Raw genomic sequence first — 23853 nt, forward strand, 5'->3', positions numbered from 1 at the left:
GCCTTGCCTAGCCGGTCTTTGCCGGCTGCTTGGCCGACATCGCCTGGTTCAGTGTGGCAATAAGCTCGTCGCTGCCACACGGCTTCGCCAAAAGAGCGACGGCGTGGGAACGGCCTTCGCGAAGTGCACGCTCGAATCGGCCGGTCAGGTAGACGACGGCCACCCCGCGCTCGGCCAGCTGCTCGCCCAGGAAGATGCCGTCGATCATGCCTTCGAGGCTGATGTCGATGAGGGCGACATCGGGCTGCTCACGTTCACAGGCGGCGAACGCCTCCAATCCCCCGGCGACCGGGCCGATCATATGAAAACCGGCCTCTTCCAGGTTCAGGGCGACCGACTCCGCAAAGTCCGAATCGTCTTCAACGAGCAGGATGCGAGGTTTCATGACACCAATGTTGCTCTTTGGACAAGGCGATGATGCGTCCGCTCCGTGTCCAAAGAGTGGCAATGCTACTAGCAGGGGAATGTTCGGTTAAAATCTGCTAGTAAACGGTCGATTGCTACATCAATCAGGTTTGTATCGACGGCGATATCATCAACCTCGCGGCCAGTATAAGACAGGCAGAGGTTGAGAGCGGATGGTGAGTTCCCGCTGCGGGCGTTGAAAAGCCGCAGCGCCGGTCCCCGGCCTCCGGCAATGTCGCTGAGCAGGCGTGGACTTGCCATGTTCACTGCCCAGGTGGCCGGCAAGCCCAGCATGTTGTCCAGCGACTTCAGGAACTTCGGCCCGATGAGCTGGGGCACCATGGGGCCATTGTGGCGCGCCAGGATACGCGTGGCGGCATCCCGGTAGAAAGCCAGGAAAGGATTGCCGCGACGCATCGCGCACAGCGCGTTGTGGATGCCGCGCGGCGCGCGCAGGCGCCCCTTGGCATCCGTCTGCACCCACGCCTCGCGTCCCAGCAGATAGCCGTCGGACAGGTCCAGCGCCGCGCTCAGGCCCTCGGGATCGAAGACCAGGACATCGGCGTCCAGCCATACGGCGCTCTCCCAGCCCTCGTCCAGCAGATCAGCCAGCACGTTCAGCCGCGCCAGGTCGCTGGCGACCTGCGGGCGGCCGACCGTTTTCGCGCGGACCCAGTCCGGAAGGGTGTCGAACAACTCGTCGCCGACGAAGCGGTACGCGAAACCGGCCTGCTGCGACCAGGCGCGGACGGACTCCATGCACTGGCCGATCCAGTCCGGCGGATTCGCGTGGAACGACTGGACGACGACCGTGGCCGGGTATGAATCGGTGTCGCCGTCTCTCACTCCGACGCGCCTTGCAGGAGATGGTCCAGGGGATAGCCGCCCGCCTGCTTCGTCGAGGCCAGGACGACATGGCTGCTGAGCTGCGCCACGCCGCGGCCGATGTCGAGCAGGCGTTCGGACAGGGCGTGGTACTGTGCCATGTCGGCACAGACGAAGCGCAGGATGTAATCGAAGGTGCCGCTGACCTTCAGGCACTCGACAACTTCAGGGATATCGGCGACGGCCTGCTCGAAGCGGCTGAACGATTTCTGGTCGTGGTTGGCCAGCGTCGCCGTCGCGATCACCGTCACGCTGCGGCAGATGCGGTCGAGGTCGATGCGGGCGCGGTAGCCGTCGAGAACACCCCGGCTTTCCAGCTTGCGCACGCGCTGCAGGCAGGACGAGGGCGAAAGCCCCACGCGTTCGGCCAGGTCGTGGTTGCTGATACGCGCTTCGTCCTGGAGCGTCGTCAGGATCTTGAGGTCGATCCGGTCAAGCTTGAGTTTCTCGTCCATCCTGTCTCCGCCCGCGCTCCCGCCGTTGACGCCGATTCCCGCCGCCGCGTACCGGCGCATCTCCATGCAACCGCACGCCTTTTCACGAAGCCGCGCCTCAAACGCATAGTCTGCGGCCGAGGGCCGGCAACTTCACAGCAAATTTTGCGTCGTCCGTGACACACTAAAGCTTATTGAACGCACTGGAAAACCGCGATGGACGGGGCGATTCATGAACGTGACGACAGCGGCGCAGCAGCATGACAAGCCGGGCGCGGCCGGGACGCGGACGCTCGGCCTTATCGGTGCGCCCAGCGATGTCGCCGCCGGCTGCCGTGGCGCCACCATGGGGCCCGAGGCGCTGCGCGTCGCCGGCCTTGGCGACGTCCTGGCGGGGCTGGGCTACAGCGTCAATGATCGTGGCAACCTGTCCGGCCCGGTTAACCCCGGCGGGCCGCGCGGCAACGGCTATCGGCATCTGGCGGAGACGACCGAGTGGGTCCGGCTGGTGCGTGACGAGGTCGCCGCATCGCTGGCGGCGAAGGAACTGCCGATCCTGATGGGCGGCGACCACTCGCTCAGTATCGGCTCCATAGGGGCGGCGGCCAGGCATTGTCACGAAGCGGGAAAGCCGCTGTCCGTGCTTTGGCTGGACGCGCACGCCGATTTCAACACGGCCGAAACCTCGCCGTCGGGCAACATTCATGGCATGCCGGTCGCCGTTCTCTGCGGCGACGGGCCGGAGGAACTGCTGAGCCTGGGGCACGCGCGGCCGATGCTGGATCCCGACCATCTGGTGCAGGTCGGCGTGCGCTCCGTCGACATGGTCGAGAAGCGGATGGTGGTGGAGCGGCGGCTGCGTGTCTTCGACATGCGCACCATCGACGAGATCGGCATGCGCGCGGCGATGGAGGAGGCGCTGGAGGCGGTCGGCCGGGTCGGCGGGCACCTGCACGTCAGCTTCGATGCCGACTTCGTCGACCCCAGCGCGGCACCCGGCGTCGGGACGCCGGTCCCGGGCGGGCCGAACTACCGCGAAGCGCAGCTTTGCATGGAGATGATCTACGACAGCGGGCTGCTGGGATCGCTCGACATCGTCGAGGTGAACCCGGCGCTGGACTGGCGGAACAGCACGGCCGAGCTGGCCGTGGACCTGGTCAAGAGCCTGTTCGGCGAGCGCATTCTCGCCCGCGTTCTCTGACATGAGGGAGGCACGAGCGATGAACCAGCAGGACACCATCATTTCCCTGACGGAGACCTACAGCGCGCACAACTACCATCCGCTGCCGGTCGTGCTGACCAAGGGCGAGGGCGTCTGGGTCTGGGACGTCGAGGGACGGCGCTATCTGGATTGCCTTTCGGCGTATTCCGCCCTGAACCAGGGCCACCGCCATCCCGCGATCATCGATGCGCTGACCGCGCAGGCGGGGCGGATCACGCTGACCTCCCGGGCATTCCACAACGACCGCATGGGCAAGTTCCTGCAATTGCTGTGCAAGACCGCCGGCATGGAAATGGCGCTGCCGATGAACACCGGCGCGGAGGCGGTGGAAACCGCGATCAAGGCGGCGCGCAAGTGGGGCTACACCCGCAAGGGCGTCCCGCAGGACCAGGCGGAGATCATCGTCTGCAACGAGAACTTCCACGGCCGCACGACGACGGCGGTGAGCCTTTCGTCCGATCCGGACACGCGCCGCGACTTCGGCCCATTCACGCCGGGCTTCAAGTGGGTTCCCTTCGGCGATGCCGCGGCGCTGGCCGAGGCCATGACCGAGAACACCGTGGCCCTGATCCTGGAGCCGATCCAGGGCGAGGCCGGCATCAACGTGCCACCCGACGGCTATCTGCGCGAGTGCCGGCGGATCTGCGACCGGCACAATGCCCTGTTCGTCGTGGACGAGATCCAGACGGGACTGGGCCGCACCGGCGCGCTGTTCTGCCACCAGCACGAGGACGGCGCCGACCCGGACATGATGATCCTGGGCAAGGCGCTGGGCGGCGGTGTCTATCCGGTCTCGGCCGTGGTGTCCTCGCGGGAAATCCTGGGCGTGTTCCAGCCCGGCGACCACGGCAGCACCTTCGGCGGCAATCCGCTGGCGTGCGAGGTGGCGCGGGCGTCCCTGCGCGTCATTCTGGACGAGGGGCTGGCCGAGCGTTCCCGCTATCTTGGCGCGCGCCTGTACGAGCGTCTGCGCAGCCTGAACAGCCCCCGCATCAAGGAAGTGCGCGGGCGTGGCCTGATGATCGGCGTCGAGATCGACAAGGCGCATGGTCCGGCGCGTCCGATCTGCGAGGCCCTGATGCGCCGCGGCGTGCTGTGCAAGGAAACCCACGAACAGGTCATCCGCCTGGCCCCGCCGCTGGTGATCCAGGAAAGCGAGATCGACTGGCTGGGCGACCAGATGGCGGCGATCCTGTAAAGGGCAGGTTCCGCAAAAGCCGGCAATCGCTTTGCGCCGGGGGCGGCCTGCCCTTGGATGAGCGATGGTCCGGCGCAACGGGGCGCAAGCCACGCGGCGGGAACACTGTCGTTATGCCCGGAAAAATTTTTGCAGGCATAACGATAGGGCAATGCCGGCAATCCTGGTCATCACGCCAAGGTGTGAATTCTGGCAATCCGGGAGTCGGGGCTTAGGCCCTGGCATCCCGTGGCTAAACGACCGTCGCCCCGTTACTCCGCTGCCGCCGTATCGCGCATCATCGCGCTTGAGGACTGGCTCTTTGCTTCGCGCAGGTGGCCGCTGATGCGGTATTCGATTCGCTTGAAGACGTAAAGGAGGGCGTAGACGAGGATCAGGTACATCACCGCCGCCGTCAGGTAGAGCTCGTAGAAGGCGAAGGAACGGGCGGCGACCTTGCTGGCGATCCCGGTGATGTCCATCAGCGTGATGATGGAGACGAGCGAGGTCGCCTGCAGCAGGAAGATCACCTCGTTCGTATAGGCCGGCCAGGCCAGCCGGAAGGCCTTGGGCATGACGATCCGGCGGTAGAGCAGGAAGCCGCGCATGCCGCAGGCGCGGGCGGCCTCCACCTCGCCGTGTGGCACGCCCTGGATGGCGCCGCGCAGGATTTCCGCCGTATACGCCGCGGTGTTCAGCGTCAGTGTCAGCACGCCGCAGAAATAGGCCTCGCGGAACATGCCCCACAGGCCGACCGCGCGCAGCTCCTGCACAAACTGGCCGCTGCCGTAGTAGATCAGGAAAAGCTGCACCAGAAGCGGCGTGCCGCGGAAGAAGAAGATGAAGCTGTAGACCGGCGCCTGGATCAGTGGATTGCGGCTGAGGCGCAGGATTGCCAGCGGCATCGCCAGACACAGGCCGATCACTACCGAAAGCGCTGTGATCTGGATGGTCAGGAACGCGCCGTCGATGAGGTCGGGCAGGGTCTTCAGGATGATCGAGAAATCCATCGCCTCAGGCCCTCCTGACGCCGCGGTTGGCCCAGGTTTCCAGCCGTTGCTGCACCAGCATGGAGACAATGGTGAGTGCCAGGTACATCAGCGCGGCGATGAAGAAGAAGGTGAAGGGTAGCCGCGTTGCCTGCGCGGCCACCTGCGCCGCGCGCATCAACTCGTGCAGCTCGATCACCGAGATCAGCGCCGTTGCCTTCAACAGCACCATCCAGACGTTGCCGAGACCCGGCAACGCATAGCGCCACATCTGCGGCAGCAGCACGCGGCGCACCATCAACGCGCGGCTCATGCCGCAGGCGCGCGCCGCCTCGATCTGGCCCTTGGGCACGGCGAGGTAGGCGCCGCGAAATACCTCTGTCGAGAAGGCCCCGTAGATGAAGCCGATGGTCAGTACGCCGGCCAGGAACGGGTTCAGATCGACCCGAACCTCGAAACCAAACCCGGCAAGCAGGTCCTGCACCAGCGTCGGCACCCCGTAGTACACCAGCAGGATCAGCACCAGTTCCGGCACGCCGCGCACCACGGTCGTGTAGACCTCCGCAATGGCGCGCACGCTTCGGGAGTGGCTGAGTTTCGCCCAGGCCCCGAGAAGGCCGAGGAGGACCGCCACCGCCATCGAGGTGACGCCCACCATCACTGTCAGCCTGAAGCCGTCGAGCAGGAACGGACCGTATCCTTTCAGGTCGATCACTGCCTGGGTTCCCCGCTCTGGTTCCCGGTGCGGGCGGCCGCCGCCACCCGTCGGGCGGCGGCGGCGTGTGCCGGCACGTCAAGCATCCGATGGCTTATTCGCCGTAGATGTTCATGCCGAAGTGCTCGTTGCTGATCCGCTCGTACGTGCCATCGGCGAGGATGTTATCGATGGCTTCGTTGAAGCACTGCCGCAGCGTGTCTTCGCCGGGGCGCACCGCGATGCCGATGCCCTCGCCGAACCATTCCGGATCGCTGAAGCTCGGGCCCTTGAACTCGTAGCTCTCGCCGTCGTCGGAGGCGAGGAAGCCCTCCTGCAGCTTGATGGCATCGGCGAACACCAGGTCGAGCCGGCCGCTGATCAGGTCGAGCGAGGCTTCTTCCTGGGTGTCGTAGGTCTTGATGTCGATGACGTCGCCGAAGTTGTCGCGCAGGAAATTCTCGGACACCGTCGCGCGCTGCGTGCCGACGATCATGCCGTCGAGGCCGTCCTCGGAGATCTCGACGTCCATGCCCTTCGGGCCGGCGAAGCGCGCGGGGCTCTGGTAGTACTTCTTGGTGAAGTCGACCTTCTCCTCGCGCTCGGCCGTGATCGACATGGACGCGATGATCGCGTCGTACTTGTTGGCGAGCAGGCCGGGGATGATGCCGGCCCAGTCCTGCGTCTGGAACGTGCACTCCGCGCCAATCTCGTCGCAAAGCGCGTTAGCGATGTCGACGTCGAAGCCCTTCAGGTTGCCGCCTTCGTCGATGTAGTTGAACGGCGGGTAGGCGCCCTCGGTGCCCACCACGATACTGTCCGGGCAGCCTTCGATCGCCGCCATCGATGCCGTGGCGGTGAAGCTCAGCGTGGCCGCCGCGAGCATTGCCGTCATGAACTGTTTCTTCATGTCCGTCGTCTCCCTGTCTCGTTTCCCCGTCTCGCCAGCCGCCGATAATTGCGTTTCCGCCTTTCCGGCCGGCTCAATAGTTGGTTTGCAGGAACTGCCGACACCGCTCCGAGCTCGGATTGTCGAACACCTGCGTGGGCGGGCCCTGCTCCTCGACCCGCCCCTGATGCAGGAAGATCACCTCGCTGGCGACCTCCCGTGCGAAACCCATTTCGTGCGTGACGATCAGCATCGTCCGCCCTTCCTCGGCCAATTGTCGCATGACGCGCAGCACTTCGCCCACCAGTTCCGGATCGAGAGCGGAGGTCGGCTCGTCGAACAAGAGAACCTCGGGCTGCATGGCCAGCGCACGGGCGATGGCGGCGCGTTGCTGCTGTCCGCCGGAAAGGTGGATGGGAAAGGCATCCGCCTTGTCGGCAATGCCCACCTTGTCCAGCAGTTCCTTCGCCAGCTCCACCGCCTCTTTCCGCGGCACCTTCTGGACGTGCACGGGCGCCTCGATGACGTTCTCGAGGATCGTCATGTGGGTCCACAGGTTGAAGTTCTGGAAGACCATGCCGAGACGCGTGCGGATGCGGTCCACCTGGCGCAGGTTCGCCGGCACGCTTTCTCCGCGCCGGTTGCGGGTCAGCTTGATTTCCTCGTCGCCGACGGTAATCGTGCCGGAATCGGGGATTTCCAGCAGGTTGATGCACCGCAGGAACGTACTCTTTCCCGAGCCCGAGGAGCCGATGAGCGCGATCACGTCGCCCGTTTGGGCCTTGAGCGAAATGCCCTTGAGAACTTCCAGCGTTCCGAAGCTCTTATGGATGTCCTTGATGTTGAGTGCGTCCTGCCCCACCGCGCAGCGGCGCCTCCCCGGCGCTTGTTTTTCGTTCGTGCACGAACCTTTTGGCGGAGGCTAGACGGCTTTTTGTCTCCATGCAAAACAAAACCACGTCAAATCCGACCGCGCAGCTCCTCCAGCAAGGGTAGAATATCCTCGCGCAGGGACTTCGGCTGGATCGGTCCGACGTGCTTGTAGCGGATGCGCCCGTCCGGCCCGACGACATAGGTCTCCGGCACCCCATAGACGCCAAGCTCGATGCCGACCTCGGCGCGCTCCTGCGACAGCCGGCCGATGCGCGAATACGGGTTGCCGAAGTTTGCCAGCCACTGGCGCGCGTCGGCCGGGCGGTCCTTGTAGTTGACGCCGTAGATCGCCACGCCCTCTTCCTTGGCAAGGCGCATCAGGATGGGGTGTTCCACCCGGCACGGCACGCACCACGACGCGAAGACGTTCAACAGGACCGGCTCTCCCGCGCCCGTCAGGTCCGCCGTTGCGACCCCCGGCAGGTCGAGCCCCGGGATGGCCGGAAGCTGGAATTGCGGCACCGGCTTGTCGATCAGGGCGGTCGGCACCTTGCGTGGATCGCGCTCGGGCTGCAGGCCCCAGAGGAAGTAGGCCGCGATCACCAGGAAGATCAGGGCCGGCAACAGGAAGATGAGGCGCTTGCCCAGGCCGCCGCCGCTGCGCTCTCCCTCGGCGGTTTCCCGCTGCATCTTGTCGCCATCGCTGCTCATTGCACGGCGCCGTCCGCCGTTGCCTGGCCCTTCTGCCACTCGCCGCTGCGCTTCAGGGCGTCGGCGACCTCGGGCGGCATGTAGTTCTCGTCGTGCTTGGCCAGCACCTCGTTCGCGACGAACACACCCTGGCCGTTCAGCTTGCCCTCGGCCACGATGCCCTGACCCTCGCGGAACAGATCGGGCAGCAGGCCGCGATAGCGCACCGGGACCGTGCCGCCGCCGTCGGTCACCACGAACTGCACCGTGGCGCCGTCGCCGATCTTCTCCACCGACCCCTCGGCGACCAGTCCGCCGACGCGGAAGTTGCGGCCTTTCGGCACGTCCTTGTTCTGCAGGTCGCTGGGCGAGTAGAAGAAGGTGACATTCTCCTGGAACGCCGTCAGGACCATCGCCGTCGCCCCGGCCAGCGCCAGCATGCCGAGACCGATCAGCGTCATCCGCCGCTTCTTGCGCGAGGTCATCGCCTAATCCTCCCCGCCGCGGCCGCGGCGCTTGCGGTGGGCGGCATGGACCTGTTCATAGCCCTTCAGCTCCCGCTTCGTGACCCGCAGGCGGGCCAGCGTGAGGCCCAACATCCCGCCCATGATCAGGACCGCAAGCACGTACGACGGCCAGACATAGACGCCGTAGCCGCCCATCGTCAGGAATTCCGAGACAGCCTGCATCGCGGTCTATCTTCCTTCGACGCTCAACATCCGCAGATTGCGCAGCCGCGCCGCCAGCAGCTCGCTCTTCATGCGCAGCAGCAGCACGGTGAAGAAGAACAGGGTGAAGCCGACACCCATCAAGAGCAGCGGCCAAAGCATGCTCGGGTGGATCGTCGGCACCCCGATCCGGGTCACGCTGGCGGGCTGATGCAGGGTGTTCCACCAGTCCACCGAGAATTTGATGATAGGCACGTTGACGAAGCCGACCAGTGCCAGGATCGCCGCCGCCTTGCGCCCGCGCCCGGGATCCTCGAACGCATTCGAGATCGCCATGTGACCCAGGTAGAGGAAGAACAGCACCAGGACCGACGTCAACCGCGCGTCCCAGACCCACCAGGTGCCCCACATCGGCTTGCCCCACAGCGAGCCGGTCGCCAGCGCCAGGAAGGTGAACGCCGCACCCAGCGGTGAGGCGGAGCGCGCCGCCAGGTCCGCGACCGGATGACGCCAGATCAGCGCGGCCGCGCTCGCCACGGCGATGCAGGTGTAGGCGAACAGCGCCATCCACGCGGCAGGCACGTGGACGTACATGATCCGCACGCTCTCGCCCTGCTGGTAGTCCGCCGGCGCGACGAACAGGGCCGCCGCCAGCCCCACGGCCAGGGCGATGGCGGTGAGCCCCGCGCACCACGGCAGCACGGCATCGGCCAGCCGCAGGAAGCGGCCCGGATTGGCGAATCGGTGCAGGCTGCGGCTGCCCGGTGGGTTGCTGGCGGCCTGGCTGGTCACGGCTGCGGGTCCTTCTCGAAGGCGCGTGATGTGGTCTCGTCGCGTCGCATAAGATTCCTCACTGCACGGCCTGACGCAACGCCGCGGCGGCGGCCCACGGCGCCAGCGGCAGGGCAGCCAGCAGCAGGGCGCCCAGGAACAGCAGATGGGGCCGCGCCGGCAGCCCTGCCAGCGTCGCGTCGATCACCGAGACGCCGAAAATCAGCACGGGGATGTAAAGCGGCAGCACCAGCAGCGGGATCAATACGCCCCCACGCCGGGCGCCAAGCGTCAATGCCGCTCCCACCGCGCCAAGCAGGCTCAGCGTCGGCGTTCCCAGGATCATGGCCGCCAGAAGCATCTTATAGCCATCCGCCGGCAAACCGTACATTCCGGCGATCACCGGTGCGGCGATTAGTAGCGGCAACCCGGTGGTCAGCCAGTGCGCCGTCACCTTCGCCAACACGATCACCGACAGCGGAACCGGCGACAGCGTCAGAAGCTCCAGCGAGCCATCCTCGTAATCCGTCAGGAACATCCGCTCCAGCGACAGCAGCACCGCCAGAAGCGCCGTCACCCAGACGACGCCCGGCGCGATCCGGGCCAGCAGGTTGGGCTCCGGCCCGACGCCGAAGGGAAACAGCATTGCCGTCAGGACGAAGAACAGCACCGCCAGGGCCGCGTCGCCGCGCTGGCGCATCGCAAGCCGCAGGTCGCGCAGCACGATCCGCCGGAAACCTGCCAGCACGCCGGGCATCGCCGGCGCTTGCGACCCACCCAGGGTCTTCGCCTCGGGCATTCGTTCGTGCACGGTGCTCACCAGACATCCTCCGGGTCCGGTCTGGCTGGCGGGTAATCGTCGACCGCGAGGCATGCCGCGTCCGGCAGGTCGAGCGCCTGATGCGTCGCGACCACCACCAGCCCGCCATTGGCGCGGTGTTCGGCGATCACCTCGGCCAGCGTGCGAACCGAGGCGGCGTCGAGGCCGACGCTGGGCTCGTCCAGAAGCCACAGCGGCGCTTGCGCGGCCAGCACGCGGGCCAGCGACAGCCGCCGACGCTGCCCGGCCGACAACAGGTGTCCCGGCGTTTCGGCCAGGTGATCCAGACCGACCCTTGCCAGGGCGGCGGCCACGCCATCGTCGTTCGCCCCGCGCAGGCTGGCCCAGAAGCCCAGGTTCTCGGCGACCGTGAGCACCGGCTTCAAGGCGTCGTGATGTCCAAGGTAATGCACCCTTTGCCGGTGCAGTTCCGGGGCGTCGTCCACAGGCGTTCCGTTCCAGGCCAGCGTTCCCGCCGCCGCCGGCAGCAGTCCCGCCATCACGCGCAGCAGCGACGATTTGCCGCTGCCGTTCGGTCCCGTCAGCACCAGGGCGCCGCCGGGCTCCAGACGGAAATCCAGCGCCGCGAAGACCGGCCGCTCGCCCCGGATGCAGCCAAGTCCGCGTCCCTCGAATGCGCCGTTGCTGGCCAAGGGTGCCAAGATGTCCCGTTCCCGCTTTTCGCGTGCCGTAAGCGCTGTAGCACAGCCTCCCCCCTGACCCAAGGCCGGTCGTCGGCGGCGGAGTCTAACCTGTCTCATCGAGCCGTTTTCCCGTCGTTGGTGCCAGGAAACCGCTCCGTCCTCCAGCCCCGAGCGCAAGCTCCCACATTCGCGTCATCTTCCTCCAGCGGCGGACGGGAGAAAGCATGCCGCATTCAGCGGCGTCAACGCGGTGGTGGCGGATTTCGTGCGGGATTGTCCCCGCGGCCTGCGGGGGGAGCAGGCCGCGGGTACTTTTCCGTTTGCGTTGCGCAAAGGAAAGGCGGTGGCGCCGGGGTCGGGAGCCGGCGCCACCCACCAGCCTAAATGGGGGCATATCGAGGCCGGCTGGTTGGCCTCGGACAGAGAGGGGGATCTCCGTACTTTCCATATTTTGCGGCGGAATGTGGTGTGTTGGCGTTGGAAATCGGGCGGAAATGTGATTTCGTCATCGTGTCGAACGGCTCTTTCAATGGCCCGGCCAGCGCCGTATCCTCTTGCCATCGCCTGCACCGGCACGGGTAAGCCGCCGCATGGACCCACGCCCACCGTTTCCCGGCCGTCTCGCGGTGGCCGCGTGGTGCCTTTTCGACTGGGCGAGCAATGCCTGGCCCACCGTGATCACGAGCTTCGTCTTCGCCGCTTATATCACGCGCGAGGTGGCGCCCACGCCAGAGATCGGCACCGCATGGTGGGGCGCCGGCACGGCCGCCGCCGGCATTACGATCGCGCTCTTCAGCCCGCTTTTCGGCGCCATTGCCGACAGGTCCGGGCGGAAGAAGCCGTGGGTCGGAGTCTTCACGCTGCTCACTGTCGCGATCAGCCTGGCGCTGTGGAGCGTGGAGCCGCGCACCGACCATCTGTTGCGCGCGACCGTGCTGACCGCCCTGGGCAGTGCCGCTTTCGAGTTCAGCCAGGTTTTCTATAACGCCATGCTCTCGGACGTGGCGCCGCCGCGCATGCTGGGGCGCGTTTCGGGGTGGGCCTGGGCGCTGGGCTATGCCGGCGGGCTGATGTGCCTGACGACCAGTCTGGCGCTCTTTGTGCTGCCGGACCCGCCGCTGCTGTCCCTCGACGCAGCCGCGGCCGAGCCCGTGCGCGCGACCAGCATCGTTGTGGCGCTGTGGTTCGCGCTGTTCGCCTTGCCGTTCTTCCTGCTGACTCCGGATAATCCGCCAACCGGGCTGTCGTTGCGGGCGGCGGCGAGGGCAGGCGCGCGGCAGCTTGTGCAATCCCTTCGCGACCTGCTGCCGCGTTACCGCACGATCGCCCGCTACCTGCTGGCCCGGATGATCTACACCGACGGGCTGAACACGCTCTTCGCCTTCGGCGGCATCTATGCAGCCGGGACCTTCGGCATGGGCTTCCGGGAGATCCTGCTGTTCGGGATCGCGCTCAACATCGCCGCCGGGCTGGGGGCGCTCCTGTTCGCGTGGGTCGACGACTGGCTGGGGCCAAAACCGACCATTGTGATCTCACTGGTTTCCCTGATCGTATTCGGCGTCGTGGCGCTGCTGGTGGAAACCAAGACCGGCCTTTACATCGCCGGCTGCGCGCTTGGCATCTTCATCGGCCCCGCCCAGGCGGCCAGCCGGTCCCTGATGGCGCGTTTGGCGCCGGAAGAGGTCAAGACCGAGATGTTTGGCCTTTATGCACTGAGCGGCAAGATGACCGCCTTCATCGGCCCGGCCATCGTGGGTTGGGTCAGCCTCGCCGCCGGCAGCCAGCGCGCCGGGATGGCGACGATCCTGGTGTTCTTCCTGGTGGGGCTGCTTCTGCTTCTGCCTGTTCCGGCGCCGAAAGGAGGCGGGGACGAGGCCGCAAGATAAACGGTGCGGCCCCATCCTGGGGGCCACACCGCTCCAGACTTGACCCGAGTCCGCTCTTCGGCCTCACGCGGCACGACGGGGTGATCCCCCGCTATGCATGAGAAGCCGTGGCTACTTGCCGAACTCGCAGGCCTTGCCGCCCGTACCCTCGGGCATCTCCTGTGCGCGCTGAATGGCCTTATCCATGTTTTCCCAGAGGATCCTCGTCTTTTCCTCGTCGCTTTGCGCTTCGGCAAGCTGCTCCTGGAGAGCCTTCATTTCCTGCTCGGTCATGACCTGCTCGCAGTATTCAGCCTTGTAGCCGCCGTTCTGAGCCAAGGCCGTCGCGGAGGCCATACCGAGCATCACCGCGACTGCAATTCCCACCGATTTACTCATGAGACCAGTTCTCCCTTGTCATTCGGCCCGCCATGCCGACGAAGCCGTTTTCGAACCGAGATCTCAAAAACAACAGCACAGAAACTGTGGTGCCTTGATCGACGTCAATTTGGGTAAGTCAAACGTTCGCATAAATATAATAATGTTAAAATATTGATTATTATTATAACACTATTGGTTATGCTATTTGTAGAGAATGGAGGGCAGTATTACACGATAGGAAGTGGTATCGGCGAGGTCTGAAGGCGGATTGACCAAAACGGGAAAGATCGGCGAGCTTTGCAAGCGGCAAAGCCGGAATCGCGGCACCCTTGGAGGCTGCGCTACGCCTTTTCGACGCCACGCCCTGGCGTTACCAGGAACTCGCTTTCGGGGTCGTGCTTCCGGTAGCGGTGCTTGGCCGTGTCCGGGCGCTGGACGGCATAGCAGTAGACGCAGCCGTGCGGGCAGGTGTCGTAGGCGCCGATGTCGCGGGCGCGGGCACAGAGGCAGCCGGGACGGTTGCCCTTGGTCGGCGCGGCGATCTCCCGCCCCGCCACGCGCGACAGCCGTCCGGCGTCGATGCAGCGGGCGGCGGAGAGCGGGGTGAACAGCGGCTCGCGCAGAAGCTGGGGCTGGGCGCACAGCGTCGGCGTGAAGCCCTCTTCGGCGGCGATGCCGGCCAGTTCCTCCAGCAGCCCGATCTTCTCGCCGTCCGCCGGGTTCCACCAGGAAAAGCCGTGCCGGGCGGCGGCGCGGTCGGTGTTCCGGCGGGTCTTGTCATAGATGTGGGCGAAGGAGAACACGACCTCGTCGCACGCGCCGCGAAGTTCCCGCGCCAACCGCGCGAAGTTTACCCGGTGCCAGTCGGGCGGCGTCAGGCTGGTGAGCATCACCGGGTCATAGCGCCAGACAACGGCTTCCTGGCCGTAGGTTCGCGCGAGCTCGTGCATTGCCTTCAGGGAGTGTTCGGCCGCGACGACGGAAGCCTCCAGGGCGCGGGGATAGCCGGTGACCGTGTACTGCACGATGAAAGGAAAGCCGCGCGCCTGCGCCTCCGCCAGCGTATCGAGGAACGGGAGCGCGTTGCGCGTCCAGAAGACGAAGCCGTCACATCCGGCCGGCGACAGGTCGACCTCGTGCACCTGGCCGCTATACGGATTGGTCATGCGCGCGAAGCCGGCCCGCAGCCGGCGGCGGAACCACTCGGCGTAGAAGGCCGGAATATCCGTTTTATAGCTGGCGGAGACGATCATCGCGCCCCGCCGCCGTTGCCGCCGCCGTTGCCGCCATCGTCATCGTCGTCCGTGTCGTCGAACCCGCGCGTCAGCTCCCGCCGCCGCTTCTCCTGCATGTAGCGCTGCGCGCGCAAGCGGCCCCAGAAGCGGAAGGCGAAATACAGCACGCCGGCCACCACCGCCGCGCCGAAGCCGACATCCTTCATCGCCGTGCTTGCGAAGAACATCTCGCCGGCGATCGCCACCGCGGCGCCGATCGCGACGGTGGCCATCAGGGCGATCAGGATGCCGAGGTAGACCCGGTCGTTGCGCGGGTCATCGTGCGCCCAGCCGGGCCTGTCGGATTGCTTCATCGTTTTGCGGGTCCATGCATTGTTGTCCGGGCGAAAACACCTATGTGGTGGCTCACGCGCCACGGGAGCAAGCCTTGGCGTTGCGTTTCGCGAAGCTGCCTCGCCGGCCGGGCGCCGGAAAATATCGCGGTCAAGGCCACGAACGGTCCGCAATCGGGCATTTCAATGGCTTGATGGTGTTTGAGGTGTACTTATATATCCCGCGGAACGCCACGCATTGGATGTCTCCACGCACCAGGGACCCTGGCGGCGCTTCATGAGGCCGCCGGCAGGTCTGCTGAAAGGAGAGAGGGGTAATGAGCAAGGTTATCGGAATCGATCTCGGCACGACGAACTCGTGCGTCGCGGTCATGGAAGGCAAGCAGGCGAAGGTCATCGAGAACGCCGAGGGCACGCGCACCACGCCCTCGATGGTGGCTTTCGGCGAGGATAATGAGCGGCTTGTCGGCCAGTCCGCCAAGCGCCAGGCCGTCACCAACCCGGAAAATACGCTCTTCGCCATCAAGCGTCTGATCGGCCGTCGCTTCGACGACCCGATGACGAAGAAGGACATGGAGCAGGTCCCCTACAACATCGTCAAGGCCGATAACGGGGACGCCTGGGTCGAGGCGCACGGCGAGAAGTACAGCCCGTCGCAGGTTTCCGCCTTCATCCTGCAGAAGATGAAGGAAACGGCCGAGGCCTATCTTGGCGAGACGGTCGAGAAGGCGGTCATCACCGTTCCCGCGTACTTCAACGACTCGCAACGCCAGGCCACCAAGGATGCCGGCCGCATCGCGGGTCTTGAGGTACTGCGCATCATCAACGAGCCCACGGCGGCCTCGCTGGCCTATGGCCTGGACAAGAAGAAGACCGGCACGGTCGCGGTCTACGACCTCGGCGGCGGTACGTTCGACATCTCGGTCCTGGAGATCGGTGACGGCGTCTTCGAGGTGAAGGCGACGAACGGCGACACCTTCCTGGGCGGCGAGGATTTCGACCAGAAGATCATCGGCTACCTCGCCGACGAGTTCAAAAAAGAGAACGGCATCGACCTGCGCAAGGACAAGCTGGCCCTCCAGCGCCTGAAGGAGGCCGCGGAGAAGGCCAAGATCGAGCTGTCCGGCGCGCAGCAGACCGAGGTGAACCTGCCGTTCATCACCGCCGACCAGCACGGTCCGAAGCACCTGAACATCAAGCTGACCCGCGCCAAGCTGGAGGCGCTGGTCGACGACTTGGTGCAGAAGACCGTCGGCCCCTGCAAGCAGGCGCTGAAGGATGCGGGCCTGTCCGCCGGCGAGATCGACGAGGTGATCCTGGTGGGCGGCATGACCCGCATGCCCAAGATCGCCGAGACGGTGAAGAACTTCTTCGGCAAGGAGCCGCACAAGGGCGTCAACCCGGACGAGGTCGTCGCCATCGGCGCCGCCATCCAGGCCGGCGTGCTGCAGGGCGACGTCAAGGACGTGCTCCTGCTCGACGTCACGCCGCTGTCGCTTGGTATCGAGACGCTTGGCGGCGTGATGACCAAGCTGATCGACCGCAATACCACGATCCCGACGAAGAAGTCGCAGGTGTTCTCCACCGCCGAGGACAACCAGACGGCCGTCACCATCCGCGTCTTCCAGGGCGAGCGCGAGATGGCCGCGGACAACAAGATGCTGGGCCAGTTCGACCTTGTCGGCATTCCGGGCGCACCGCGCGGCGTGCCGCAGATCGAGGTGACCTTCGACATCGACGCGAACGGCATCGTCAACGTTTCGGCGAAGGACAAGGCCACCGGCAAAGAGCAGGCCATCCGTATCGAGGCCTCGGGCGGACTGTCCGAGGAGGACATCGAGCAGATGGTGAAGGACGCCGAGGCGCACGCCGAGGAGGACAAGAAGCGGCGTGAGCTTGTCGACGCCAAGAACCAGGCCGAGGCTCTGATCCACACCACCGAGAAGACGCTCGGCGAGGTCGGCGACAAGGTCTCCGACGAGGACAAGAAGGCCGTCGAGGATGCTGTTGCCCAGTTGCGCACTGCGAACGAGGGCGAAGACCTCGAAGACATCAAGCAGAAGACCGAGCAGCTCTCTCAGGCGTCCTCGAAGCTGGGCGAGGCCCTTTACAAGGCCCAGCAGGAGGGTGCCGGCGATGGCGGCGCGGAGGCTGGCGAGGCCGCCGGCGGCCAGTCCGCCGAGGAAGGCGTCGTCGATGCCGACTTCGAGGAAGTCGACGACGACCAGAAGCGCGGCGGTCAATCGTCGTCCTGATACCGTATGAACGGCAAGCGGGCGGGGGCAAGGGGAGCTCCCGCCCGCTTCGTTCCGTCCCTTGGACGTTTTAAGACCCGAACGATAAAGGCCGACGTACGCAATGGCCAAACAGGACTACTACGAAGCACTCGGGGTGTCGCGGAGCGCCAGCAAGGACGAGATCAAGAAGGCCTATCGCAAGCTGGCGATGCAATACCACCCGGATCGCAATCCGGACGATCCCGAGGCCGAGCATAAATTCAAGGAAATCGGCGAGGCCTACGAAGTCCTCAGCGACGAGCAGAAGCGCGCCGCCTATGACCGCTTCGGCCACGGCGCCTTCGACGGCGCGGGCGGCGGTGCCGGCGGTCCCGGTGGCTTCGGCGGCTTCGGCGGCGGCGGTTTCGCCGACATCTTCGACGAGATGTTCGGCGACATGATGGGCGGCCGCCGGCGCGGCCCGACCGGTCGCGGCGCCGACCTGCGCTTCGACATGGACATCACCCTGGAAGAAGCCTTCCAGGGCAAGCAAGAGCAGATCCGCGTCCCCACGGCCGTTAACTGCGAAACATGCCAGGGCAGCGGCGCGGAGCCGGGGACCAAGCCCACCACCTGCACCACCTGCGGCGGTGACGGCCGCGTGCGCCAGCAGCAGGGCTTCTTCACCATCGAGCGCACCTGTCCCCACTGCGGCGGTGTCGGCCAGATGATCAAGGATCCCTGCAAGGCCTGCGACGGCACCGGCCGGCAGCACAAGGAACGCACGCTGCAGGTGAACATTCCCGCCGGCGTCGAGGACGGCACGCGTATCCGCCTTGCCGGCGAGGGCGAGGCGGGGATGCGCGGCGCGCCCGCGGGCGACCTTTACATTTTCTTGACGGTGCAGCCGCATCGCCTGTTCCAGCGCGACGGCGCCAATATCTTCTGCCAGGTGCCGATCAAGATGAGCACCGCCGCGCTTGGCGGTCAGGTCGAGGTACCGGTGATCGACGGCTCTCGCGCCCGGATTACCGTGCCCGAGGGCACGCAGACCGGCCAGCAGTTCCGCCTCAAGGGCAAGGGCATGAGCGTTGTCCGTTCCAACGCCCGCGGCGACATGTATGTCGAGGTTCAGGTGGAGACGCCGAAGAACCTCTCCAAGCGCCAGAAGGAACTGCTGCGGGAGTTCGACGAGGAAAGCAAGAATGGCGGAACCCACCCCGAGTCCGAGGGCTTCCTGAAGAAGATCAAGGAGTTCTGGGAAGACTTGACGGAGTAGGGAGGTCGCCAGGGCTTCTTACCGCGGCATATTTCAGGTTTCATTCACGCGCCCGGCGCCGGCCGTCGGGCGCGCGCGGCCTCTTCCCATCGCGCATTCACGCGGCGGCGACGGCGTGGTAAACGGCAGCGGTTGCAAGCCTGGGGAGGACAGTCATGAGCGCGCTGCGGATCGGGATTGCCGGCTGCAAGGGCCGGATGGGCAAGATGCTGGTGCAGGCGGTCGTGGAGAATCCCGACTGTGAATTGGCTGGTGGAACCGTGCGCGAAGGCGACCCGGCGGCGGGAGAAGACATCGGAACGCTGTTCGCCCTGGGGGAGACGGGCGCGAAGGTGTTGACGGACCCGGTGGAGTTGTTCGCAGCGTCGGATGCCGTGATCGACTTCACGAAGCCGGAACTTGCCGCCCGCCATGCCGATCTTGCGGCACAGTCGAAGGTCGCGCTGATTATGGGGACCACGGGCCTCGGCGAGGCGGAGCAGGAGGCGCTGAACCGCGCCGCGCGGCATACGCAGGTCGTGCAGGCCCCGAACATGAGCCTGGGCGTGAACCTGCTTCTCGACCTCGTGGAGCAGGTTGCGCGGGCCCTGGACCCCGGCTTCGACATCGAGATCGCGGAAATGCACCACCGCCACAAGGTGGACGCGCCCTCCGGGACCGCGCTGGCGCTTGGCAAGGCAGCGGCGGCGGGCCGTGGCGTCGACCTGGACGAGGTCGCGGACCGGGGTCGCGACGGCCACACCGGCGCACGCCGGGAAGGCGATATCGGCTTCGCCGTCCTGCGTGGCGGCGATGTCGCGGGCGAGCACACGGTCGTCTTCGCGGGTGCCGGCGAGCGGATCGAGTTGACGCACAAGGCTGGCAGCCGCGCCATCTTTGCCCAGGGCGCGGTCAAGGCGGCCGTGTGGGCGAACAGGCAGGATCCGGGTCTCTATTCGATGAAGGACGTACTGGGACTTTAGCCAGAGAAGGTCCGCTGGCCGGCGAGGCGGGGCGAGACCAGTGCAAGCGCCAGTGCGACGGCCAGCGCGACCGTGGCGATCTCGTAAAGCGGCCGGTAGCTGCCCCAAAGGCCGAACAGCCCCGCAAGGCCATAACCGGCAGCCGCCTGCGCCGCGGCGAAGACGCCGGTCGCCCAGCCCCATATCCGGGTCTGCAGGTGCGGGCCGACCAACTCGACGAGCCGTCCCGAGGTGAGCACCACAAGCGCGGGCACCAGCGCGCCAACGACAAAGGATGAAATCGTCGTCGCCGTCATCGAGACCGCGACCAGCGGCAGCCCGACCGCCATGGCCTTCAGCAGGTAGGCAAGGCTCAGGCTGACGTGCCAGCCCAGGCGCGCCACCACCCTGCCGGCCAGGAACGGTCCCAGCGCCGCGCCCGTACCGAAAACGGCCCATTGTATGCTCGCCGCTTCGATTCCGAGTTCCCGCTCGCGCGCGAGGAAATCGACCCAAAAGACAGTGTGCGGCACGAAGCCGATGGCATCGAAGCCGTAAGCCAGGATGACGGGAATCGCGGCAAGTGGAACCTGCACGTGCGCGCGCGGCGCGCGGCTGCCTTGATCGTTGTCGCTTCCACCCGCTGTCGGCCGCCATGCTCGCCATGTGGCCGCTGTCAGGAGCAGGCTGGTCCCGGCCAGCGAAAGCCAGGTTGCTGTCAGCCCGGTGGCCGCCAGCGCCGGGACGATGGTAGCCGAGAGAAGGATACCCAGGCCGACGCCCGTGAAAACATAGGCCCCTGCCGCCGCCCGCTGTCTCGGCGGGGCTTGGCTCAGGATCGTCGACGGCCCGACGACCATCAGCGCGGCGCCCGCGATACCGGCCAGCAAGCGCCAGAAGAAGAACCAGACGAAGGGAAGCGGCCAGGCACAGGCCACGAAGCTCAGGATGGCAACGAACAGACCGGCCCGTACGACGCGGCCCGCTCCGGCCATGACGGAAAGGCGATGGGCCGCGAAGGCGCCAAGTAGATAGCCGAACAGGTTCGCGGCACCCAGATAGGCTGCCTGCGTCCCGGTGAACCAGCCATTCTCGACCAGGCCAGGGATTAGCGGCGTGTACGCGAAGCGGGCAAGGCCGATTCCGATCAGGACGCTGGCCGTGCCGGCGAAAATTCTGTACGCGGAAACGCGATCCGACGCGTCCATGCAGGGCTCCCCGACCCGGATATCCCCCATTGACCGGTTACGCAACGCGCCCCGGTTTCTCCTCGGAATAGCCCAGATGGAGCCTTTTGTCGTGCCGGTTTAACGCAGACCAGTCATGAGTCCTGGCTGACGATCTTCCAGGAACCGTCGGGCTGCCGGCAGGCGGTGCCGTACGTCTGCACCTTGTCCCCGCGGACCGTGGACGTGGCCGTGTACTCCCGGCAATAGCTTCCGTCGCCCGTGCGGTAAGTGTCCCGTGGCGTCACCTGATGGCCGCCGACGTTATCGGGATTCCGCCATTCGATGGTTCGTCCATCCGGGGCGTGCTCCAGCGCCTGATCGAGGCAGAGGTGATCGGCCTGGTCCATCGTGCGTCCGACTTCGCCACCCAGGAACACGCCCGCGACGGCACCGCCGATGATCGCGGCGATCCGTCCGCGCCCGTCACCGATCTGCGAACCCGCGGCAGCCCCGGCCGCCCCGCCAAGCACCTGGCCGATCAGCTCGCGATTGCAGCGGCCGACATCCAGATCGAGGGGAGCCTGGGGAAGGCTTGTCGCGTAGGTATGACCCCCGCGGCCGGGCGGCGCCCAGGGGGGCGGACCGGCATGGGCAGGCGGGCCCGCGCGATGGCCCGGGCCGCCGCACTTGTACTCCTCTTTCACACCGTCCGGACCAGCCTTGTATTCGTACTTACAGTCGCCGGATTTCCACTCGCGTTTGACCCGGCCCCCGTGTTCGTAATTCTCCTCGTATTCATAGCCGCCCTTTTTGCCGTGGCCGCGGCCATGACCGGACTCGTCCTTCCAGGGATCGGCTAACCCGGTCGCTGGCGAGACGAACATCGTCGCCATGGCAAGGCATGCTAGGATGTGTCTCGCATCGAACATCGGGCTGCTCCTGTCCTGACCGAAGACCATGACATCGCAGACTGGAGGCCAGGTTTGAAGATTCGGCAAACACTGCACACACTTGTCACACTGGGTGCGGCATGTGGCCTTGCCGGCTGCGCGGTTTACGGCGCACCTTATCGGCCGCACGCCCCTAAGGTTCCGCCCGGCCATATGCCGCCGCCGGGCGAATGCAGGATCTGGTTCCCCGACCGTCCGCCGGGACAGCAGCCTCCGCCCGGCCCCTGCCATTACCTGGAATATCAGGTGCCGCCGGGCGCCTATCTCATCCGTGGATAGGCTTGGCCGTTAAAGTTCTTTCGGAGGACGAACCGGTCTCCACTTCGTCTGAAGATGCTTTAGAACATCGTTTCCAGCACGCGGTCGGGCGGCGTGTGGCCGTCGACGAAGGTCTTTACGTTGATAATGACCTTCTCGCCCATCGCGATGCGGCCCTCGATCGTCGCCGAGCCCATGTGCGGAATCAGGACGACGTTGTTCAGCTTCAACAGCTTCGGGTTGACGGCGGGCTCGTGCTCGAAGACGTCGAGACCGGCGCCCGCCAGCTCGCCCTTTTCGATCATGCGGGCCATCGCGTTCTCGTCGATAACCTCCCCGCGGGAGGTGTTGACGATCATGCAGTGGGGCTGCAGCAGCTTCAGGCGGCGGGCGTTCAGCAGGTGGAAGGTCGCCGGCGTGTGCGGACAGTTGACCGAGATGATGTCCATGCGCGCGAGCATCTGGTCCAGGCTGTCCCAGTAGGTGGCCTCCAGCTCGGTTTCGATGTCCTCGTGGACGCGGCGACGGTTGTGATAGTGCACCGACAGGCCGAATCCACGGGCCCGACGCGCCACCGCCTGGCCGATACGGCCCATGCCGATGATGCCGAGACGCTTGCCCCACAGCCTGTGGCCCAGCATGTGGGTCGGGCTCCACCCGCCCCACTCGCCGGCGCGGACCATGCGCTCGCCTTCGACAAGGCGGCGGGCGACCGCGAGGATCAGCGCAACCGTCATGTCCGCCGTGTCCTCGGTGAGGACGCCGGGGGTGTTGGTGACGGTGATGCCGCGCTGTCGCGCCGTCTTGATGTCGATGTGGTCGACACCCGTCCCGAACGACGCGATCAGGCGCAGGTTCGGGCCGGCCTGCGACAGCACGCCGGAATCGATGCGGTCGACGACCGTGGGCACCAGAACGTCCGCCGTTTTTGCCGCCTCGATCAGCTCCTGCTGCGACATCGGGCGGTCGTCCACGTTGAGGCGGGTATCGAACAGCTCCATCATCCGCGTCTCGATGACGTCGGGGAGCCGGCGGGTTACGACGACGACGGGCTTTTTCTTCTGCGCCATCCACGACTCCTTATCGGATGGGCGGGTGAATCATGGCGCCCTCCGGAGCGCGCTGCGCGGGTTGCCATACCAGCCCGGTGATTGGTTGTCCAGAGCCGCCGGCCCCCGTGTGACGCGCTTCTTCGCGGCGCCTTGACCGCCTGTCATCGCACGGCTTAGCTAGTACCGGGACGCAACAAATCGTATCGGAGTCGCGAACGCGGCGATGCGGTGCATGGGGGCGGGGCAAAGCCGGCGATGATGACGTTTCAGGCGAAGGAAAGTGGGAGACTCGCCGTCTTTCGGCCAGCGCTCGTGCTGGCGGTGGCTTGCCTGCTGCTCTCGATGTCGGGCGCTGCCCTGGCGCAGCAGACGGGGCGAAGCACCGGACTGCCGATTCCCCGCTTCGTATCGCTGCGCGCGGACGAAGTGAACCTGCGCACCGGACCCGGCCTGCGCTATCCCATTGAATGGGTCTACAGGCGCCAGGACCTGCCCGTCGAGGTGATCGAGGAATTCGAGGCCTGGCGGCGCATCCGCGGTTGGGACGGCACGGTCGGCTGGGTGCACGGCGTGATGCTGCAAAGCAAGCGCACGGCGCGCGTGACGGGCTCGGATATCCGCCTCTTGCGGGCCCGCGCCAACCCGGACGGCGATCCCGTGGCGATGCTTGAGCCCGGCGCGATCGGGAAGCTCGACCGCTGCAAGCGCGATTGGTGCCGGATCGAGTTCGCCGGCCTGATCGGCTGGCTGCAGCGCAAGGCTTTCTATGGCGTGCTGCCGGGCGAGACGCTGGATTAGACGCGGCCGGAACCTCAGTCCTCGTTATTGTCCTTGCTGGAAGCGGCGGCGGTATAGCCCACGGCGCCGCCCGCCGCCGCGCCGACAACGACGGCACAGCCGCTTGTGCCAAGCAGGGCAGCGGCGAGCAGGGCGGCGATCACTCTCTTCACGACGAAACACCCTCGATTGCATTCAATCCCAAACCGACTGGCCAGATACGGTCGCCCCAGCCGT

At 66.1% G+C, this 23853-nt stretch carries 27 protein-coding genes; 7 read left to right on the top strand and 20 right to left on the bottom strand.

Going from position 1 to position 23853, the window contains the following annotated elements; all coding sequences use genetic code 11:
• Positions 1–7: 7 nt before the first annotated feature.
• The 3 genes from DRB17_RS02315 to DRB17_RS02325 form a co-directional block, all read right to left on the bottom strand.
• Complete coding sequence (locus tag DRB17_RS02315) at positions 8–385, bottom strand: response regulator (RefSeq protein ID WP_114580563.1); 378 nt, start codon at positions 383–385, stop codon at positions 8–10.
• A 68-nt stretch (positions 386–453) separates the two neighbouring features.
• A complete protein-coding gene (locus tag DRB17_RS02320; protein WP_114580564.1) occupies positions 454–1251 on the bottom strand; it encodes a hypothetical protein in 798 nt (265 codons plus the stop codon).
• Positions 1248–1811, bottom strand: a complete 564-nt coding sequence (locus DRB17_RS02325; protein ID WP_114580565.1) for an Lrp/AsnC family transcriptional regulator — start codon at positions 1809–1811, stop codon at positions 1248–1250. Before DRB17_RS02325 ends, DRB17_RS02320 begins: the two co-directional genes overlap by 4 nt.
• 145 nt (positions 1812–1956) lie before the next feature.
• Here DRB17_RS02325 and rocF point away from each other — a divergent pair, with 145 nt between their 5' ends.
• Together rocF and rocD are read left to right on the top strand one after the other, a co-directional pair.
• Positions 1957–2925 (top strand): arginase, encoded by a 969-nt coding sequence (gene rocF, locus DRB17_RS02330; protein WP_114580566.1) that lies wholly within the window; start codon positions 1957–1959, stop codon positions 2923–2925.
• A 19-nt stretch (positions 2926–2944) separates the two neighbouring features.
• Positions 2945–4144 (top strand): ornithine--oxo-acid transaminase, encoded by a 1200-nt coding sequence (rocD, locus tag DRB17_RS02335; protein WP_147274778.1) that lies wholly within the window; start codon positions 2945–2947, stop codon positions 4142–4144.
• Between the two features lie 251 nt (positions 4145–4395).
• Here rocD and DRB17_RS02340 read toward each other — a convergent pair whose 3' ends face one another.
• The 10 genes from DRB17_RS02340 to ccmA form a co-directional block, all read right to left on the bottom strand.
• Entirely contained in the window at positions 4396–5133 is a 738-nt protein-coding gene (locus DRB17_RS02340; RefSeq protein WP_114580568.1) for an ABC transporter permease, read from the bottom strand.
• A 4-nt stretch (positions 5134–5137) separates the two neighbouring features.
• Entirely contained in the window at positions 5138–5827 is a 690-nt protein-coding gene (locus DRB17_RS02345; RefSeq protein WP_114580569.1) for an ABC transporter permease, read from the bottom strand.
• A 94-nt stretch (positions 5828–5921) separates the two neighbouring features.
• Positions 5922–6716, bottom strand: coding sequence for a transporter substrate-binding domain-containing protein (locus tag DRB17_RS02350; RefSeq protein WP_114580570.1), 795 nt, complete (start codon positions 6714–6716; stop codon positions 5922–5924).
• A gap of 73 nt (positions 6717–6789) precedes the next feature.
• On the bottom strand, positions 6790–7557 hold the full coding sequence (locus DRB17_RS02355; RefSeq protein ID WP_114580571.1) for an ABC transporter ATP-binding protein: 768 nt from the start codon (positions 7555–7557) through the stop codon (positions 6790–6792).
• Positions 7558–7655: 98 nt separating this feature from the next.
• Entirely contained in the window at positions 7656–8279 is a 624-nt protein-coding gene (locus DRB17_RS02360; RefSeq protein WP_241503717.1) for a DsbE family thiol:disulfide interchange protein, read from the bottom strand.
• A complete protein-coding gene (gene ccmE / locus DRB17_RS02365; protein WP_114580572.1) occupies positions 8276–8743 on the bottom strand; it encodes a cytochrome c maturation protein CcmE in 468 nt (155 codons plus the stop codon). The genes DRB17_RS02360 and ccmE overlap by 4 nt, the downstream gene beginning before the upstream one ends.
• Positions 8744–8746: 3 nt before the next feature.
• The gene (ccmD, locus tag DRB17_RS02370) at positions 8747–8947 is read right to left on the bottom strand and encodes a heme exporter protein CcmD (protein ID WP_114580573.1); all 201 of its coding nucleotides are present in this window, start codon (positions 8945–8947) and stop codon (positions 8747–8749) included.
• 6 nt (positions 8948–8953) lie between these two features.
• A complete protein-coding gene (locus DRB17_RS02375; protein ID WP_114580832.1) occupies positions 8954–9676 on the bottom strand; it encodes a heme ABC transporter permease in 723 nt (240 codons plus the stop codon).
• 100 nt (positions 9677–9776) lie between these two features.
• The gene (gene ccmB / locus DRB17_RS02380; protein ID WP_114580833.1) at positions 9777–10454 is read right to left on the bottom strand and encodes a heme exporter protein CcmB; all 678 of its coding nucleotides are present in this window, start codon (positions 10452–10454) and stop codon (positions 9777–9779) included.
• Between the two features lie 59 nt (positions 10455–10513).
• Complete coding sequence (ccmA, locus tag DRB17_RS02385) at positions 10514–11179, bottom strand: heme ABC exporter ATP-binding protein CcmA (protein WP_421778309.1); 666 nt, start codon at positions 11177–11179, stop codon at positions 10514–10516.
• 572 nt (positions 11180–11751) lie between these two features.
• Here ccmA and DRB17_RS02390 point away from each other — a divergent pair.
• Positions 11752–13047 carry an MFS transporter gene (locus tag DRB17_RS02390; protein ID WP_114580575.1) on the top strand — a complete coding sequence of 432 codons (1296 nt, stop codon included), beginning with the start codon at positions 11752–11754 and terminating at the stop codon, positions 13045–13047.
• Between the two features lie 111 nt (positions 13048–13158).
• On the opposite strand, the gene DRB17_RS02395 is transcribed toward DRB17_RS02390, so the two are convergent.
• The 3 genes from DRB17_RS02395 to DRB17_RS02405 all read right to left on the bottom strand — a co-directional run bounded on the left by DRB17_RS02395 (position 13159) and on the right by DRB17_RS02405 (position 14995).
• Positions 13159–13425: a hypothetical protein gene (locus tag DRB17_RS02395; protein WP_147274779.1), complete on the bottom strand. Its 267-nt coding sequence runs from the start codon at positions 13423–13425 to the stop codon at positions 13159–13161.
• Between the two features lie 323 nt (positions 13426–13748).
• Positions 13749–14660, bottom strand: a complete 912-nt coding sequence (locus DRB17_RS02400; protein ID WP_114580577.1) for a DUF1848 domain-containing protein — start codon at positions 14658–14660, stop codon at positions 13749–13751.
• Positions 14657–14995 carry a hypothetical protein gene (locus tag DRB17_RS02405; protein ID WP_114580578.1) on the bottom strand — a complete coding sequence of 113 codons (339 nt, stop codon included), beginning with the start codon at positions 14993–14995 and terminating at the stop codon, positions 14657–14659. Before DRB17_RS02405 ends, DRB17_RS02400 begins: the two co-directional genes overlap by 4 nt.
• A gap of 296 nt (positions 14996–15291) precedes the next feature.
• Between DRB17_RS02405 and dnaK the strand changes: the two genes are divergently transcribed.
• From dnaK to dapB, 3 genes are all read left to right on the top strand, one after another.
• Positions 15292–17229: a molecular chaperone DnaK gene (dnaK, locus tag DRB17_RS02410; protein WP_114580579.1), complete on the top strand. Its 1938-nt coding sequence runs from the start codon at positions 15292–15294 to the stop codon at positions 17227–17229.
• A 103-nt stretch (positions 17230–17332) separates the two neighbouring features.
• Complete coding sequence (dnaJ, locus tag DRB17_RS02415) at positions 17333–18469, top strand: molecular chaperone DnaJ (protein ID WP_114580580.1); 1137 nt, start codon at positions 17333–17335, stop codon at positions 18467–18469.
• Between the two features lie 164 nt (positions 18470–18633).
• Positions 18634–19431: a 4-hydroxy-tetrahydrodipicolinate reductase gene (dapB, locus tag DRB17_RS02420; RefSeq protein ID WP_114580834.1), complete on the top strand. Its 798-nt coding sequence runs from the start codon at positions 18634–18636 to the stop codon at positions 19429–19431.
• Here dapB and DRB17_RS02425 read toward each other — a convergent pair.
• The 3 genes from DRB17_RS02425 to DRB17_RS02440 all read right to left on the bottom strand — a co-directional run bounded on the left by DRB17_RS02425 (position 19428) and on the right by DRB17_RS02440 (position 22857).
• A complete protein-coding gene (locus DRB17_RS02425) occupies positions 19428–20618 on the bottom strand; it encodes a YbfB/YjiJ family MFS transporter (protein WP_114580835.1) in 1191 nt (396 codons plus the stop codon). The genes dapB and DRB17_RS02425 overlap by 4 nt on opposite strands.
• Positions 20619–20731: 113 nt before the next feature.
• Positions 20732–21508, bottom strand: coding sequence for a glycine zipper 2TM domain-containing protein (locus DRB17_RS20505; protein WP_206607759.1), 777 nt, complete (start codon positions 21506–21508; stop codon positions 20732–20734).
• A 359-nt stretch (positions 21509–21867) separates the two neighbouring features.
• The gene (locus tag DRB17_RS02440) at positions 21868–22857 is read right to left on the bottom strand and encodes a 2-hydroxyacid dehydrogenase (RefSeq protein ID WP_114580582.1); all 990 of its coding nucleotides are present in this window, start codon (positions 22855–22857) and stop codon (positions 21868–21870) included.
• Positions 22858–23094: 237 nt separating this feature from the next.
• Here DRB17_RS02440 and DRB17_RS02445 point away from each other — a divergent pair, with 237 nt between their 5' ends.
• Positions 23095–23637 carry an SH3 domain-containing protein gene (locus tag DRB17_RS02445; protein ID WP_241503719.1) on the top strand — a complete coding sequence of 181 codons (543 nt, stop codon included), beginning with the start codon at positions 23095–23097 and terminating at the stop codon, positions 23635–23637.
• 14 nt (positions 23638–23651) lie between these two features.
• Here DRB17_RS02445 and DRB17_RS20110 read toward each other — a convergent pair whose 3' ends face one another.
• Positions 23652–23789: a hypothetical protein gene (locus tag DRB17_RS20110; protein WP_153242351.1), complete on the bottom strand. Its 138-nt coding sequence runs from the start codon at positions 23787–23789 to the stop codon at positions 23652–23654.
• Positions 23790–23853 lie beyond the last annotated feature (64 nt).

Source organism: Ferruginivarius sediminum, assembly GCF_003344765.1.
GTDB lineage: Bacteria > Pseudomonadota > Alphaproteobacteria > Kiloniellales > Rhodovibrionaceae > Ferruginivarius > Ferruginivarius sediminum.

Coding starts and splice junctions, on each gene's coding strand:
- rocF (WP_114580566.1), top strand. CDS start 1,957: ATGAACGTGACGACAGCGGCGCAGCAGCATGACAAGCCGGGCGCGGCC.
- DRB17_RS02425 (WP_114580835.1), bottom strand. CDS start 20,618: ATGGACGCGTCGGATCGCGTTTCCGCGTACAGAATTTTCGCCGGCACG.
- DRB17_RS02340 (WP_114580568.1), bottom strand. CDS start 5,133: ATGGATTTCTCGATCATCCTGAAGACCCTGCCCGACCTCATCGACGGC.
- DRB17_RS02390 (WP_114580575.1), top strand. CDS start 11,752: ATGGACCCACGCCCACCGTTTCCCGGCCGTCTCGCGGTGGCCGCGTGG.
- ccmB (WP_114580833.1), bottom strand. CDS start 10,454: ATGCCCGGCGTGCTGGCAGGTTTCCGGCGGATCGTGCTGCGCGACCTG.
- dnaK (WP_114580579.1), top strand. CDS start 15,292: ATGAGCAAGGTTATCGGAATCGATCTCGGCACGACGAACTCGTGCGTC.
- DRB17_RS02360 (WP_241503717.1), bottom strand. CDS start 8,279: ATGAGCAGCGATGGCGACAAGATGCAGCGGGAAACCGCCGAGGGAGAG.
- DRB17_RS20505 (WP_206607759.1), bottom strand. CDS start 21,508: ATGTTCGATGCGAGACACATCCTAGCATGCCTTGCCATGGCGACGATG.
- DRB17_RS02445 (WP_241503719.1), top strand. CDS start 23,095: ATGATGACGTTTCAGGCGAAGGAAAGTGGGAGACTCGCCGTCTTTCGG.
- DRB17_RS02350 (WP_114580570.1), bottom strand. CDS start 6,716: ATGAAGAAACAGTTCATGACGGCAATGCTCGCGGCGGCCACGCTGAGC.
- DRB17_RS02405 (WP_114580578.1), bottom strand. CDS start 14,995: ATGAAGCAATCCGACAGGCCCGGCTGGGCGCACGATGACCCGCGCAAC.
- rocD (WP_147274778.1), top strand. CDS start 2,945: ATGAACCAGCAGGACACCATCATTTCCCTGACGGAGACCTACAGCGCG.
- DRB17_RS02325 (WP_114580565.1), bottom strand. CDS start 1,811: ATGGAGATGCGCCGGTACGCGGCGGCGGGAATCGGCGTCAACGGCGGG.
- dnaJ (WP_114580580.1), top strand. CDS start 17,333: ATGGCCAAACAGGACTACTACGAAGCACTCGGGGTGTCGCGGAGCGCC.
- ccmE (WP_114580572.1), bottom strand. CDS start 8,743: ATGACCTCGCGCAAGAAGCGGCGGATGACGCTGATCGGTCTCGGCATG.
- DRB17_RS02395 (WP_147274779.1), bottom strand. CDS start 13,425: ATGAGTAAATCGGTGGGAATTGCAGTCGCGGTGATGCTCGGTATGGCC.
- DRB17_RS02315 (WP_114580563.1), bottom strand. CDS start 385: ATGAAACCTCGCATCCTGCTCGTTGAAGACGATTCGGACTTTGCGGAG.
- DRB17_RS02400 (WP_114580577.1), bottom strand. CDS start 14,660: ATGATCGTCTCCGCCAGCTATAAAACGGATATTCCGGCCTTCTACGCC.
- ccmD (WP_114580573.1), bottom strand. CDS start 8,947: ATGCAGGCTGTCTCGGAATTCCTGACGATGGGCGGCTACGGCGTCTAT.
- DRB17_RS02440 (WP_114580582.1), bottom strand. CDS start 22,857: ATGGCGCAGAAGAAAAAGCCCGTCGTCGTCGTAACCCGCCGGCTCCCC.